The organism is Aerosakkonema sp. BLCC-F183, from assembly GCF_041929145.1.
Taxonomy (GTDB): Bacteria; Cyanobacteriota; Cyanobacteriia; order Cyanobacteriales; family Aerosakkonemataceae; genus Aerosakkonema.
The window spans coordinates 12,842-26,594 of record NZ_JBHFNU010000096.1; the positions used below are offsets into that span (position 1 = coordinate 12,842).

At 46.2% G+C, this 13,753-nt stretch carries 13 protein-coding genes; 7 read left to right on the forward strand and 6 right to left on the reverse strand.

Going from position 1 to position 13,753, the window contains the following annotated elements:
• Nucleotides 1–12 precede the first annotated feature (12 nt).
• The 4 genes from ACE1CD_RS28000 to ACE1CD_RS28015 all read left to right on the forward strand — a co-directional run bounded on the left by ACE1CD_RS28000 (nt 13) and on the right by ACE1CD_RS28015 (nt 3,414).
• Nucleotides 13–318 (forward strand): DUF4090 family protein, encoded by a 306-nt coding sequence (locus ACE1CD_RS28000; RefSeq protein WP_374795927.1) that lies wholly within the window; start codon nt 13–15, stop codon nt 316–318.
• Between the two features lie 160 nt (nt 319–478).
• Nucleotides 479–2,077, forward strand: coding sequence for a gamma-glutamyltransferase family protein (locus tag ACE1CD_RS28005; RefSeq protein WP_374826911.1), 1,599 nt, complete (start codon nt 479–481; stop codon nt 2,075–2,077).
• A gap of 19 nt (nt 2,078–2,096) precedes the next feature.
• Nucleotides 2,097–2,900, forward strand: coding sequence for an SDR family NAD(P)-dependent oxidoreductase (locus ACE1CD_RS28010; RefSeq protein WP_374795925.1), 804 nt, complete (start codon nt 2,097–2,099; stop codon nt 2,898–2,900).
• 277 nt (nt 2,901–3,177) lie between these two features.
• Nucleotides 3,178–3,414, forward strand: a complete 237-nt coding sequence (locus ACE1CD_RS28015; protein WP_374795924.1) for a hypothetical protein — start codon at nt 3,178–3,180, stop codon at nt 3,412–3,414.
• A gap of 70 nt (nt 3,415–3,484) precedes the next feature.
• On the opposite strand, the gene ACE1CD_RS28020 is transcribed toward ACE1CD_RS28015, so the two are convergent.
• The 3 genes from ACE1CD_RS28020 to ACE1CD_RS28030 form a co-directional block, all read right to left on the reverse strand.
• Nucleotides 3,485–4,291, reverse strand: a complete 807-nt coding sequence (locus tag ACE1CD_RS28020) for a cobalt-precorrin-6A reductase (RefSeq protein ID WP_374795923.1) — start codon at nt 4,289–4,291, stop codon at nt 3,485–3,487.
• A gap of 24 nt (nt 4,292–4,315) precedes the next feature.
• Nucleotides 4,316–4,504, reverse strand: coding sequence for a hypothetical protein (locus tag ACE1CD_RS28025; protein ID WP_374795922.1), 189 nt, complete (start codon nt 4,502–4,504; stop codon nt 4,316–4,318).
• A 192-nt stretch (nt 4,505–4,696) separates the two neighbouring features.
• Nucleotides 4,697–5,896, reverse strand: a complete 1,200-nt coding sequence (locus ACE1CD_RS28030; protein WP_374826964.1) for an RNA-guided endonuclease InsQ/TnpB family protein — start codon at nt 5,894–5,896, stop codon at nt 4,697–4,699.
• 265 nt (nt 5,897–6,161) lie between these two features.
• Between ACE1CD_RS28030 and ACE1CD_RS28035 the strand changes: the two genes are divergently transcribed.
• Nucleotides 6,162–8,708 carry a sugar phosphate nucleotidyltransferase gene (locus tag ACE1CD_RS28035; protein ID WP_374795921.1) on the forward strand — a complete coding sequence of 849 codons (2,547 nt, stop codon included), beginning with the start codon at nt 6,162–6,164 and terminating at the stop codon, nt 8,706–8,708.
• 153 nt (nt 8,709–8,861) lie between these two features.
• Nucleotides 8,862–9,446 (forward strand): single-stranded DNA-binding protein, encoded by a 585-nt coding sequence (locus ACE1CD_RS28040; protein ID WP_374795920.1) that lies wholly within the window; start codon nt 8,862–8,864, stop codon nt 9,444–9,446.
• A gap of 255 nt (nt 9,447–9,701) precedes the next feature.
• Here ACE1CD_RS28040 and ACE1CD_RS28045 read toward each other — a convergent pair whose 3' ends face one another.
• Nucleotides 9,702–10,931, reverse strand: a complete 1,230-nt coding sequence (locus tag ACE1CD_RS28045; protein WP_374826912.1) for an aminotransferase class I/II-fold pyridoxal phosphate-dependent enzyme — start codon at nt 10,929–10,931, stop codon at nt 9,702–9,704.
• 131 nt (nt 10,932–11,062) lie between these two features.
• On the opposite strand from ACE1CD_RS28045, the gene ACE1CD_RS28050 reads away from it, so the two are divergent.
• Nucleotides 11,063–11,875 carry an acyl-CoA desaturase gene (locus ACE1CD_RS28050; RefSeq protein WP_374795918.1) on the forward strand — a complete coding sequence of 271 codons (813 nt, stop codon included), beginning with the start codon at nt 11,063–11,065 and terminating at the stop codon, nt 11,873–11,875.
• Nucleotides 11,876–12,050: 175 nt separating this feature from the next.
• Here ACE1CD_RS28050 and ACE1CD_RS28055 read toward each other — a convergent pair whose 3' ends face one another.
• Nucleotides 12,051–13,316: a glutamate-5-semialdehyde dehydrogenase gene (locus ACE1CD_RS28055; protein WP_374795917.1), complete on the reverse strand. Its 1,266-nt coding sequence runs from the start codon at nt 13,314–13,316 to the stop codon at nt 12,051–12,053.
• A 4-nt stretch (nt 13,317–13,320) separates the two neighbouring features.
• Nucleotides 13,321–13,728 (reverse strand): hypothetical protein, encoded by a 408-nt coding sequence (locus tag ACE1CD_RS28060; RefSeq protein WP_374795916.1) that lies wholly within the window; start codon nt 13,726–13,728, stop codon nt 13,321–13,323.
• Nucleotides 13,729–13,753: the final 25 nt, after the last annotated feature.

Here is a 13,753-nt window from a genome sequence, read left to right on the forward strand (position 1 = left end):
TTGCAGGTTGTTATGTCGTCCGAAAAAACATCAACTTCCCAATCAACCACAGGTGCAGATGCTGTTGATGAAGCGATCGCCCAAGGAATAGACTTTGACGGTAGCCCCATTCCGCTTGCCAAACTGGAACTCTATCGCCAGGTGATGGGGTTGGAAGCAGGACGGCAAAGAAGCGGTGTATCGAATACCATGCGATCGCGCATTGTTCGCATCGGCGCTAAACACATTTCCCAAGCAGAACTCAACCAAATGTTAATAGACGCCGACTTTGCACCCCTCAAAGAGAAAGAAATTGCCTTCTACTATGGCGGGAAATAAGAAATAAGGGCGTCGGGTCTAGGGATAAGGGCGTAGGGGCTAGTAAGTCAAAGTAAATATTCAATTTATTATGAAAATATTTCTACTTATTTCCCTATCTCCCAATCTTTAGTTAGTAATTATTTATTTGGCATTTTACCTTTTGCCTTTTGCCTTGATTATGCAAATAGGAAACTTGACAGACTATCCCTATGCCTCTGGGCGAAGGGTGATGATGGGGCGGCGGGGTGCAGTGGCGACAAGTCAACCCCTAGCTGCTTTAGCAGGCATGGAAATGCTGATGTCTGGAGGAAATGCAGTAGATGCGGCATTGGCGATGGCGATCGCACTTACTGTCGTCGAACCCACCTCCAACGGCATCGGTGGAGACGCTTTCGCCCTAGTTTGGGATGGTAAATTGCACGGTTTAAATGCTTCTGGAAAAAGCGCCCAATCTCTCTCTCAAGAAGCATTTATCGGCATGGATAAAGTACCATCTACCGGATGGTTACCTGTCACAGTTCCCGGTGCGGTTTCCGCTTGGAGAAAGTTGTGGGAACGCTGGGGAAAATTGCCGTTCGAGCAGTTATTTGCGCCAGCAATTCGCTATGCAGAAGAAGGGTTTCCCGTATCGCCAGTAACGGCACAAGCTTGGCAGCGATCGCAAAATATCTTTCTATCCTTGACTCGTCCGGAATTTCAACATTTTAAAGAAGTGTTTTTCCCTGGTAACCGCGCACCAGCAGCGGGGGAAATTTGGGCAAGTGAGTGGCACGCCAAGACCCTGAGAGCGATCGCATCTTCTGGCGGCGAAAGTTTTTATAGAGGCGAAATAGCACAGCAAATAGCAAATTTTGCAGCCGATACAGGTGGGTTTTTAACAAGAGACGATTTTACCAAACATCAAGCAGATTGGGTAGAGCCAATTTGCACAAATTATCGCGATTTAACTGTTTGGGAAATCCCACCCAACGGACAAGGCATAGCTGCCTTAATAGCTTTAAACATTTTAGAAGGTTTCGATATTGCCAAATATCCCCGCGAATCAGTCGAAAGCTATCATCTCCAAATCGAAGCAATGAAGTTGGCATTTGCCGACGTTCACCGTCATATTGCCGACATTCGGTTTATGACAGTTGCCGCAGAACATCTGTTAGATAAAACTTATGCAGGCGAACGGAGAAACTTAATTAACGATCGAGCTATTCCTATCGCCGAATCCGGACTTCCTAAAGGTGGAACCGTTTATTTAGCAGCAAGTGATGCAGAATTAATGGTTTCTTTCATCCAATCAAATTTCGAGGGATTTGGCAGCGGCATACTCGTTCCCGGTACTGGCGTAGCATTGCACAACCGGGGAATCGCTTTTACCTTAGAAGAAGGACATCCCAACCAAATTGCACCAGCAAAACGTCCCTTTCATACAATTATTCCCGCATTTCTCACCCAAAACAATCAACCTTTAGGGCCATTTGGTGTCATGGGAGGGCCAATGCAACCCCAAGGACATCTTCAAGTAGTAGTAAATCTCGCCGATTATGGGATGAATCCGCAAGCAGCTTTAGATGCTCCCAGGTGGCATTTCGTATCGGGAAAAAGAGTACTTTTAGAGCCAGCAGTATCTCAAGAAATAGCACAGGCATTATCCGAAAAAGGTCACGAAGTTCAAATTACCGAAGATGTCGCACTGTTTGGTAAAGGTCAGATTATCTGGCGGCAAAACAAAGTTTTGATTGCCGCTTCCGAACCCCGCGCCGATGGCATAGCATTAGCCTACTAAAAACATATCAAAAAACCATATGGCTCCAACTCTTCTCATTACAGGCGCTTCTCAAGGCAGTGGCAAAGCAACTGCACTTTTATTTGCTCGCAAAGGTTACGATGTTGTCCTAGCAGCACGTCAAGCAGACAGATTAGAAGCTGTAGCGCAAGAAATCCATAACCTCGGTCGTTCTGCTTTAGCTGTTTCTACCGATGTCGGCAATGTTGAACAAGTACAAACGCTGGTCAATAAAGCGATAGAAAATTTCGGAAATATCGATGTTTTGATTAACAACGCAGGCATCTGTCTCACTGCGCCAATGGAAAGAACTTCTCTGCGTGATTGGCAGCAGATTATGGACACCAATTTTTGGGGTTACGTTTATACAATTAATGCTATTTTGCCTCATTTCCTAGAGCGGAACACAGGCACTATTGTCAACGTGGGTTCTTTCGGCGGCAAAATGCCTCTGCCACAAATGACCGCCTATTGTGCCAGCAAGTACGCAATCACGGGGTTAACAGAAACCCTTCGCTTGGAACTCGCAGTTAAAGGTATCCAAGTGTGCGGTGTACATCCTGGAGTTATTAACAGTGATTTTATGGAACGCGCTATGTTTCGAGGTAAAGATGAATCCGAAATAGAATCGCGCCGTCAGCAGATGAAGAAGGTACTTGAATCATCGTGGGTAAGCAAACCGGAAGATATTGCCAATGCGATTTGGGATGCTGTTAAAAATAAACGATCTGAAGTAGTTGTTGGCCCTACATTCCTTGCTACAGAAGCATACCGTTTATTTCCCGGTTTGTTGCAGTGGGTGATGACTCAAGATGCGAAGTAAATTAGAAGCACTTTACTTGCCAAATACGAATGCTTACAATTCACACAATTATGGACGAGTGTGTTTTCCCTAAATCTGCAAGTAAAGTAACGCAAAGATAAATATCTATTTTTTTATAAATGTTAAATTTACCTACAAAAAACTTTAGAAATATTTATTTTATGTCATAAACTACATAATTTGTTATGAAAATTACCCTTGAATAAATCAATTCACTATTTAATTTTCGACAAATATTATCCATCATATAAGAATCTACCTTTAGGAGGTGGTCATCATGTTAATTGAACGCCCAAATGCGGCACAACCTACACCGGAAGAAAAGCAGCACCTAGAACGACTAAAAACCGTGATTAATAATGCGGTAGCCGATGGCAAGATTTCTCGCAAAGAACTCGATGATATTAGAGCGGCAACCTATGCCGATAAAAAAGTTACGGTGACTGAACTTGAATTGTACAGAAAACTGGTTTTAGACAAAATTGAGACTGGAGAGCTTCAATATGATTGGTAAAGCCCAATAGGGTGGGCATTGCCCGCTAAATATTGGTGGGCGATGCTCTCCTGACTAAAAATAAAGTAAGTTAAATTTTCGATAAATTCAGTTGACAAAACTCGATCGCCTCTGACAAATCGCTAGTAACTTGCGGATAGTCGATCGCAGGCGGATCGATAACTACCAAAGTTACTCCTAATTCATCTGCTACGCTTCGCTTAACATCTTCCCCGCCGCTAGTACCGGAAGCTTTTGTGACTACCATTGAAATTTGCCAATGACGCCATAAAGCTTTTTCCAAATCGGCAGAAATTGGCGGTCGCATCGCAAAAATTCGGTCTGGAGTAAACCCAGCAGCTATTGCTGCTTCAATAGAAGTACTGGAAGGTAAAACCCTAGCAAATAAAGTCGATCGGTCTTGCCAAGGACGAAACAGAGGTAAAGCTTTATACCCCACAGCGAGCAGCACTCGCTGTCCTTCCAGATAATTCCCAGCAACAAGCGTAGCAAAAGTATCTAACTCAATCAGTTTACTATTGACGATCGCATTATTCTCCCCCTGCAAACGGGGGCGTTCGTAGCGCAGATAGGGAATTTGCAATTGCGAACAAGCCGCGATCGCATTTTGAGAAATCTCCAGCGCAAAAGGATGAGAAGCATCCAGCACCGCCACAATATTTTGGGCGAGCAAAAATTGCCCGATCTCCGAAGGGGAAAGACGCCCCACCCAGACACGCAAAATCGGCACATCGGGATAGAGAGATCGCGCAGTTTCCGTAGTTACCGAAATAGTGCAAGGCAGCTGACCTTGTGCGATCGCCGCCGCCAGCTGGATACTTTCAGTAGTTCCACCGATCAGCCACAGTCGCCCAATTGATTCTACTTGGTACTGCAAAAGCCCACTCTGCCAAAAAAACGATTAACCCTTCAAAGCTTTGGTAAAGTTCTTACGATACGATTTGTTAATCAGTAAGAATGGCCACAACATCGACATAGATAGCCGAGTCGTCAAATTGCGGTTAAAGTTAGTCTTCTCAAAGCCAGTCCAGAACTTCCAGACCCCGCCTACGTAAGTTACCAGCAATGCTATGACAATTAAACTATTCATAAAATCTCCTTGCAGCGGATACCCTCTTTATTTCAATTATGTGTACTCAGGCCGTCATTGTCAGAACAGTTAGGGCGTCGGGACTAGGGCGTCGGGACTAGGGGTTAGGGAAGAGGAAAAATTTTGACTTTTGACTTTTGACTTTTGACTCCCCCATCACCTTAGCCTATTCAAATCTGTGAACTACCCCGACTATGTTGGAGCATAGTCGGGGCTTCCAACTTCACAGGGAATTGCGTCTAGCAAAACAGAAGTTTTACCAGTTCGACTTACATTCCCTCCGTTGGCAGTGTCGCTAGTTCCTAACGACAATATCCGCAAGCCCTCATCTCTGATGCTTTTTGCTGCATTCACATCCCTGTCATGCAATGTACCGCATTTAGGACAAATCCATTCACGAATATCTAAAGGCATATCAGCGACTTTATGCAGACAATGATTACAAGTTTTAGAGCTTGGAAAAAATATGTCAACCTTTAGATAAATTTTTCCTTCTCTTTCTGCTTTATACTTGAGCATTGTCTGAAACATTCCCCACCCACAATCACTAATAGCTTTCGCTAGATTGTGATTGCGTACCATGCCTTTGATATTGAGATTTTCTCCCACTATTACTTGGTTTTCGTTGACTATCTTGCGGGATAGCTTGTGTAGAAAATCTTCTCGACATCTAGCTATTTTAGAGTGAATAAGAGCAACTGTAATCCTAGCTTTATTACGCCTTTTACTACCTTTTTTCTTACGACTTAATTTTTGCTGTTTGCGCTTCAGGTTGCGTTGATGTTTAGCAAAGTGCTTAGGATTACTATATTTGCTTCCATCGCTGGTAATGCAAAAATGGGTGACGCCAACATCAATTCCTATCGCCTTGCCTTCGCTACTGATTAGCGGTTGCTCCTTACCGTCACCAACCAAGATAGAAGCATAATATTTGCCATCGGGGTTTTGGGAAATCGTCACGGTTTTAATCGTGCCTTCTATCGGTCTATGAATACGACAATAAATTTCCCCTAATTTAGGCAATTTAATTGAGTTCTTACCTAACTTGACATTTTGAGGGAAACTGATTGATTGTCTACCATGTTTTGACTTTAAACTAGGGAAACCACTTCGTTTTTCAAAAAAGTTTTTGTAAGCAGTATAAAGATTGAGAGCGACCACTTGTAAACACTGGGAATAAACATCCGTTTTTAACCAAGTATACTCTTTTTTTAGTTCTGGTAATAAGCCTTGGATACTAGCTCTAGACAAACTCTTACCTGTAGTCTTGTAAGTTTCTTGGCACAGGTTCAAGCTGTAATTCCAAAACCAACGACAGCACCCAAACGCTTTTGATAAATGCGCTTGTTGTTCAGGAGTTGGATAGATACGAAACTTACAGGTTTGATACATTATTGATGCTAAGCAACCCTGATAAGAGTATAGCCCAAGATTTTTATTGTGGCTACGATGACGGTTGGTTGGTAGCAATTTATTCCCCACCATGTAAGATGGTGGGGGAATTCTTGCTCCACTTTCTCCACTTTTGTTAATTTAAAAAGGGGCGACATCCTTTGACGACGCCGGAGCTGGAGTGCAAAGCCCAGGCTGGGATCTGTAGACAAGCCGATCGCCAAGAATTCGAGACGACAAGACAAGAGTGGAAACAGGAGGAAATATGCGGGCAGTGCTAATGGCTGGCGGATCTGGAACTAGGCTGAGACCGCTAACTTGCGATCTGCCAAAACCGATGGTGCCGATCCTCAATCGACCCATCGCAGAACATATCATAAATTTACTCAAAAGGCATCACATCACCGAAGTGATTGCCACCCTGCACTACTTACCCGACGTTATCCGCGACTACTTCCACGATGGCAGCGACTTTGGCGTTCAGATGACCTATGCTGTGGAAGAAGACCAGCCGTTGGGTACAGCAGGTTGTGTAAAAAACATTGCCGAACTTTTAGATAGAACATTTTTAGTGATCAGCGGCGACAGCATCACCGACTTTGACCTCAGCGCCGCCATTCACTTTCACAAACGCCGTCACTCAAAAGCCACGATAATTTTGACCCGCGTTCCCAATCCGATCGAATTTGGTGTTGTCATCACCGACGAAGAAGACCGTATCAACCGTTTTTTAGAAAAACCATCCACAAGCGAAATCTTCTCCGATACCGTCAACACCGGCACCTACATCCTAGAACCAGAAGTCCTAGACTATCTACCAGCCGGCCAAGAAAGCGACTTTTCCAAAGATTTATTCCCCCTTCTCCTGAACAAAGGCATCCCCATGTACGGCTACATTGCCGAAGGCTATTGGTGCGATGTCGGTCATCTCGACGCCTATCGGGAAGCTCAATACGATGGGCTTTACTCCAAAGTCAAACTCGACTTTGCCTACGAAGAAAGATCTGCCAAAGCCAGAGGAAATCGAATTTGGGTAGGTCAGAATACCTACATAGACCCCTCCGCCGAAATAGAAGCCCCCGTGCTGATCGGTAACAACTGCCGGATTGGCCCGCGAGTGCAAATTGAAGCTGGAACCATCATAGGGGACAATGTGACGATCGGTGCTGACGCCAGTCTCAAACGCCCAATCATATGGAATGGAGCCATCATAGGCGAAGAAGCCCATCTCAGCGCCTGCGTAATCGCCAGAGGTACCAGAGTAGACCGCCGCGCCCACGTCCTGGAAGCAGCCGTAGTCGGTTCCCTTTCCACTGTAGGAGAAGAAAGCCTGATCAGCCCCGGCGTCCGTGTTTGGCCCAGCAAACAAATTGAATCTGGCGCTACCCTCAACATCAATTTAATTTGGGGTCAAACAGCACACCGCAATTTATTCGGGCAACGGGGTGTCTCTGGATTAGCTAACATCGATATCACCCCAGAATTTGCCGTCAAACTGGGAGCAGCTTACGGCTCCACTTTAAAACCCGGTTCTCAAGTTGCTGTTTCCCGCGATCAACGCAGTATTTCCCGCATGGTCTCCCGTTCTATGATTGCCGGTATGATGTCCGTGGGAGTCAACATTCAGAACTTAGAAGCAACATCGATTCCGATCGCTCGCACGTTGATTCCTACCCTCTCGGTTGCCGGTGGTATTCATATACGCATACACCCAGACCGAGCCGATCATATTTTGATTGAATTTTTAGATGGCAAAGGCATCAACATCTCCAAAGCTCAGGAGAAAAAAATAGAAGGGGCATATTTCAAAGAAGATTTGCGGCGAGCCCAAATTCACGAAATCGGTAACATGGCTTATCCCAGCCAGGTGATGGATATTTACAGTACCAGCTTTGAGAAGCATCTTAATGTAGAAGCCATTCGCTGTAGCAATTCCAAAGTCGTAATTGATTATGTTTATGCCGTTTCTGGCGCTGTGCTACCGCAACTTTTGGCAAAGTTTGGCTGCGATGCTGTAGTCCTGAATGCCAGTCTCAATCAAACTGCCGTATCCATAGCAGAACGAGAAGCTTTACTGCATCAACTCGGTCATGTTGTGGAAGCACTCAAGGCTACTTTTGGCGTTCAGGTATCTGCAAATGGGGAACAGATGATTTTGGTCGATGAATCTGGGATGCCAATTCGCGGTGAGATGTTAACCGCTTTAATGGTGGATATGATGCTTACTGCCAATCCCAGAAGTACGGTAGTGGTGCCGGTTCATGCTTCCAGTGCTGTAGAACAAATTGCGCGTCGTCACGATGGCAGAGTTGTTCGCACCAAAGCTAATCCCAGTGCTTTAATGGAAGCGTCTCAAAATCATTCTAATGTGGTCTTGGGCGGTTCGGGAGAAATGGGATTTATTTTCCCCCAACTGCATCCCGGTTTTGATGCCATGTTCTGCATTGCCAAACTGATCGAGATGCTCACGATTCAGGAGCGAAGTCTCGGCTCCATTCGCGAATCTATGCCCCGCGTTGCACACAAAACTACCTCCGTTCGTTGTCCTTGGACGGTCAAAGGAGCCCTGATGCGTCATTTGGTGGAAACCCATTCAACTGACAGCTTAGAGTTAGTCGATGGCGTCAAGATTTGCCATCGATTTAATGATAGTTGGGTGTTAATTTTACCAGATGCCGGGGAGCCTATGGTGCATATTTTCGCCAACAGTAACGAGCGCGAATGGGTGGATGAAACTTTGAGGGAATACCGCGCCCGCGTTCAAAACTTTGTTGACGATCAGCAGGGATTGGAAGCTGTTGTAGATATATAATTGCATCATTAGCAATTAGTAATTTACGAGTTTCACAACTCATTAGTTAACAAATAAGCGATAATGAATAATAGCAATAACAATTGCCAATGCGCGATGACCGACGAACGATGACTGATGACCGATTAGTAACTGAAAAAGGACAATTTGATTATGAATAGCTGCATTTTGATGGCAGAGGTCGTTGAAGAACCTCAACTTCGCTATACACCGGGCGACTCCCAAGTCGCTGTTGCTGAGATGTTTGTGCAATTTCCCAGCCAACGGGAAGAAGACCCGCCCTACACCATAAAAGTGGTAGGGCGGGGAAATCTTGCACAAGAAGTTCACCAACGCTGTCACCGAGGCGATCGCATCATCATTGAAGGTCGTCTTAGCATCGTAACTTTCGAGCGAAGACAGGAAAATTTCAAGGAAAAACGTGCTGAATTGACAGCACAAAAAATTCACTATCTGGGTAGCAACGACGCTTTTCCAACTGCAACAACTAGCGGGACGCCTATCTCTACGGCATCTACAACTTCTAGAAACACCACAAATTATGTCGGTTCTGAATCTTATAGTTCAACCGCTGCAACAGCAACAGTTCCTCCTGTTTCTACCCGTACTGTCAATATGGCTAATATTTCCTCAGTAGATGATGATGAAGATGAACCAATACCGACGGCTAAAAAACAGTCATACCAAAGTCAATCAATAGCTGGAAATCAGCCTGATGTCGATGACATTCCTTTTTAAATAAAGTGGGGTGGGCATTGCCCACCTTATATTTTTTGGTTGTTAATCAGTACACGATAGCTCCATCCAGTAGAATGCTTATCGCCCATAATACTGGATGGATATCAACAGATATTTTTTCCGATCGATCGCAAGTATAACATTGGCCTAAAACTGATTGCGATCGCAACTAATTAGCTAGAAAGTGTTGCGATCCCACGCTAGCCAGAAACCCGGTTCCAGCCATATACATGATTTGCTGAAAATGTCAATAGCTTAAGCAGGGCCGATCGCATCGATCAAAGCTTCCAGTGCGATCGCAATATGAGCCCGATGCGTTCCCCCCTGAGAATAGACGATGTACGGTTCCCGCAACGGCCCATCGGCGGAAAACTCCAAAGTGCTGCCCTCGATAAACGTACCGCCAGCCATCACCACTTTACTTTCATATCCCGGCATTTCCCAAGGCACCGGTTCGACATAGGAATCGATCGGTGAATGCTGCTGAACAACTCGACAAAAAGCGATCAGCTTTTCAGGCGTACCCAGCTTAATTGCTTGAATCACATCTCGCCGGGGACTCATCGGCAAAGGATTCACCGGATAACCTAACTTGTCAAACACATACGCAGTCAGGTGATTCCCCTTCATGGCCTCCCCTACTATCTGCGGGGCCAAAAACAACCCTTGAAACAGCAGGCGATTTTGATCGAAAGTAGCACCGCCAGCACTGCCAATTCCGGGTGCTGTGAGGCGACAGGCGGCTGCTTCCACTAAATCTTCTCTGCCGGAAACGTACCCACCAGCACTCACCACCGTACCGCCGGGATTTTTAATCAAAGACCCGGCAATGAGGTCAGCACCGACGTGGGTGGGTTCCTTTTCTTCGATAAATTCGCCGTAGCAGTTATCCACAAAACAAACTGTGTGAGGATTTTGCTGCTTGACGATGTAGATAATTTTCTCGATATCGGCAATGGAAAGGCTGGAACGCCACGAATAACCGCAGGAGCGCTGGATGAATACTAAGCGAGTACTATTCCCTACTGCTTGCGAAAGGGCATCGTAATCGACAGTTCCTGCCTTAGTAAGAGGCAATTCTCGGTATTTAATGCCAAAGTCAATTAATGAACCCTGCCCATGACCCCGCAAGCCAATTACTTCTTCCAGGGTATCGTAGGGGGAACCGACGACAGCCAGCATTTCATCTCCGGGACGCAGGACGCCAAACAAGGCGCAAGCGATCGCATGAGTGCCAGAAACAAACTGCACCCGTACTGCCGCCGATGAAGCACCCATCACGTCAGCAAATACCAAATCCATTGTCTGACGCCCCAAGTCGTCGTGACCGTACCCGGAAACTCCGGCAAAATGATGGGCTCCCACTCGATGACGGCGAAAGGCTTCCAGAACCCTTTTGAGATTTTGCTTGACCTGAGTGTCAATACCAGAAAAAATCGGAAATAGTGCCTGTTCTGCTTCCAGCAGCTGTTTAGAGCTGTTCATCAATTCCTCTTTCACGATATAGTTGGCTCGTGGGGCGGCATGAAAATATTGCCGCCCCACAAGTCCGAAATAGCTATGCGGATTTTTGGGTCACGCAGATTGGGCTGCACAATTCGTATCAAGGTTACTGCATGACGCTTGCCACCTCAACCAAACTTCGCCTCGATTGGCCTGTGATTTTATTTATGGTTGCGATTCACATCGTAGCCGTGTTTGCTTTCCTTCCCGGCAATTTTAGCTGGGCTGCGGTAGGCTTGGCTGTTTTTCTGCATTGGGTGACGGGTGGTTTGGGAATCACCCTGGGATTTCATCGCTTGGTCACTCACCGCAGTTTTCAAACGCCAAAGTGGCTGGAATATATCCTGGTTTTCTTTGGTAGCTTAGCCTGCCAGGGCGGGCCGATCGATTGGGTGGGTATGCACCGCCTGCATCATTTACACTCAGATAAGGATGGCGATCCTCACGATTCCAACAAAGGTTTTTTGTGGAGTCATCTGAATTGGATGCTTTACGAGCTACCGTCTAGGGATGAAATTCCCCGCTTTACCAAAGATATTGCAGAAGATCCAGTTTATCAGTTTTTACAAAAGTATTTTGTCCCGCTCCAAGTTCTCCTGGGCGTAGTGCTTTATCTGCTGGGCGGCTGGTCTTTTGTGTTGTGGGGAATCTTTGTGCGTTTAGTTGCTGTGTATCACTGCACTTGGCTAGTTAACAGCGCTACCCATAAATTTGGCTATCGCACCTATGATTCAGGCGATCGCTCCACCAACTGCTGGTGGGTTGCTTTGCTAGTCTACGGTGAAGGTTGGCACAACAATCACCACGCATTCCAATATTCGGCTCGTCACGGCTTGCATTGGTGGGAAATTGACCTCACCTGGATGACGATTCAATTATTACAAGCTCTTGGTCTGGCCACAAATGTGAAACTGGCACAAAAGTAGATTTAGGGGCTAAAAAAAGTCAAAAGTCACTCAGTCAAAAAGAAGAGGGAGAGCGAGGAGGGAAAGGAAAAAGGGAAAAGGGAAAAGGGAAAATATTAATTCTTCTGCTCCCCCACTCCCCCACTCTCCCACTCTCCCACTCTCCTTTTTTTTGACTTTTCTTGCCCAAGAATCCCTAAAATCTGCCATTGCCTTGGACAATGTGCTTAAGAGTTGTTAAGGTTTCCATGCTGATCAAGCCGCGCCGATGTCCTTTTTGGTTAGACATACCGAGAAAAATGTTATCGCCTCGCGAGGGATTGCGCGAAAAGCGAGGAGTCGCGTTGATGTATGTAGTGGCGCTATTGACGCCCAAGGCAAACTGACGGCTTTCTTGGTAAGATTCAGTGACTATGCAGTCGGCATGACCGCTGCTGTATTGGTTAATCCAAGCGATCGCTTCTTCCAAGCTATTGACTACTTTAAAAGCAACTGTCTTAGTTAAGTAAGGTTCCCCCCACTCCGACTCACTCACCTGCTTCAAGTCTGGAAACTCATTGACTAACTGGGCATCCCCTCGAATTTTAAAGCCCTTTTCCTTCAAGCTGTTCCAAAGCGTCACCAAGGAAGAGGGCTTTTGATTGCTGTGGATGAGAACTTTTTCGATCGCGTTAACCGGGTCGGGTTCGCTTTGATGGCTATCTAAAATCATCCAGCGAGCCAACTCCAAACTACCAGATGGCGACCAAAACAGATAACAATTCCCCATCCCCGCTTTTAAAACAGGTGCAGTTGACTGCCGCACTACCTGCTGCACAAGGCTGGGGCGACCGTATGGTATGACTAAATTTATATATCGGTCTTGAGTTATCAAATCCCGCAGCGAACTGCCTAGATCCGATGGCAGCAGTTCCAAACATCCCGCCGGCATACCTACATCTTGCAAAGCTGACTGTAAAGCTTGGGCAATTGTCGCATTCGAGTGACTCGCCTCTGTTCCCCCTCGCAGAATCAAGGCATTGCCGGTTTTGATACACAAACCCGCCGCCAGCGCTCCCAATTCCGGAAATGCCTCATACACTAAAGCGATTAGGCCCAAAGGCATCAGCTGGCAATAAGTCTGGGAGTGTTCTAACTGATAGGAAGCGCTCATCACTCGCCGCAACGGATCGGACAATTCTCCTAACCGCTGTAGCATTTGGATCGTTGTCTGGAGACGTTCGGGTGTGAGTTTCAGCCAATCCAAAATTAGGTCTGGCACTGCCATTTCCCGACTCGCCAAAAGGTCGAGCGTATTTGCTTCCAGAATCTCGTCTGAGGCACGTTTCAGCGCTTGTGCCATTGCCACAACAGCGCGGCTGCGATCGACTCCCTTGGTTGTACCTAAGTCGAAAGATGCTCTCCAGGCGCTGCTAACTGTCGCCATCAGATCGGGTGCTGCATCAAACGTTTCAGCAGTCATAAAGCTAACGCCTGTAAGCTAACCACTGTATCAGTGCTATTAATTCCACAAGCACTACGGGTATTATTGCCCACAAATGCCTGTTAGCTAAGTTTGGGATGTTGCAAACCCCTATCACCCATATAAGCGGAAGCAGGACAACTAACACAAAAGCCGATGCCAAATAATGTTCTTTCAAACCAGTATGGGCTCTGTACCATCGACTGCCCGTCCACAGCCAAGCTTTCTTGTAGGGATGTGTTGTCGATAGTTGTTCAATTACCTGTTCGCTTTTTTCCACGACAAATATTTGCTGACAGCGATTGCAGCCAAAGGCTTCCGTCAGTACGATCGGCACTAAACGACCCTTTCGTCCGCAGGGACAAGGGTAGTCAGCATTCAAATCTATCTTTTGGGCTTTCGGGGATGGCACAAGCGGTCTTCAAGCAAACCGAGTT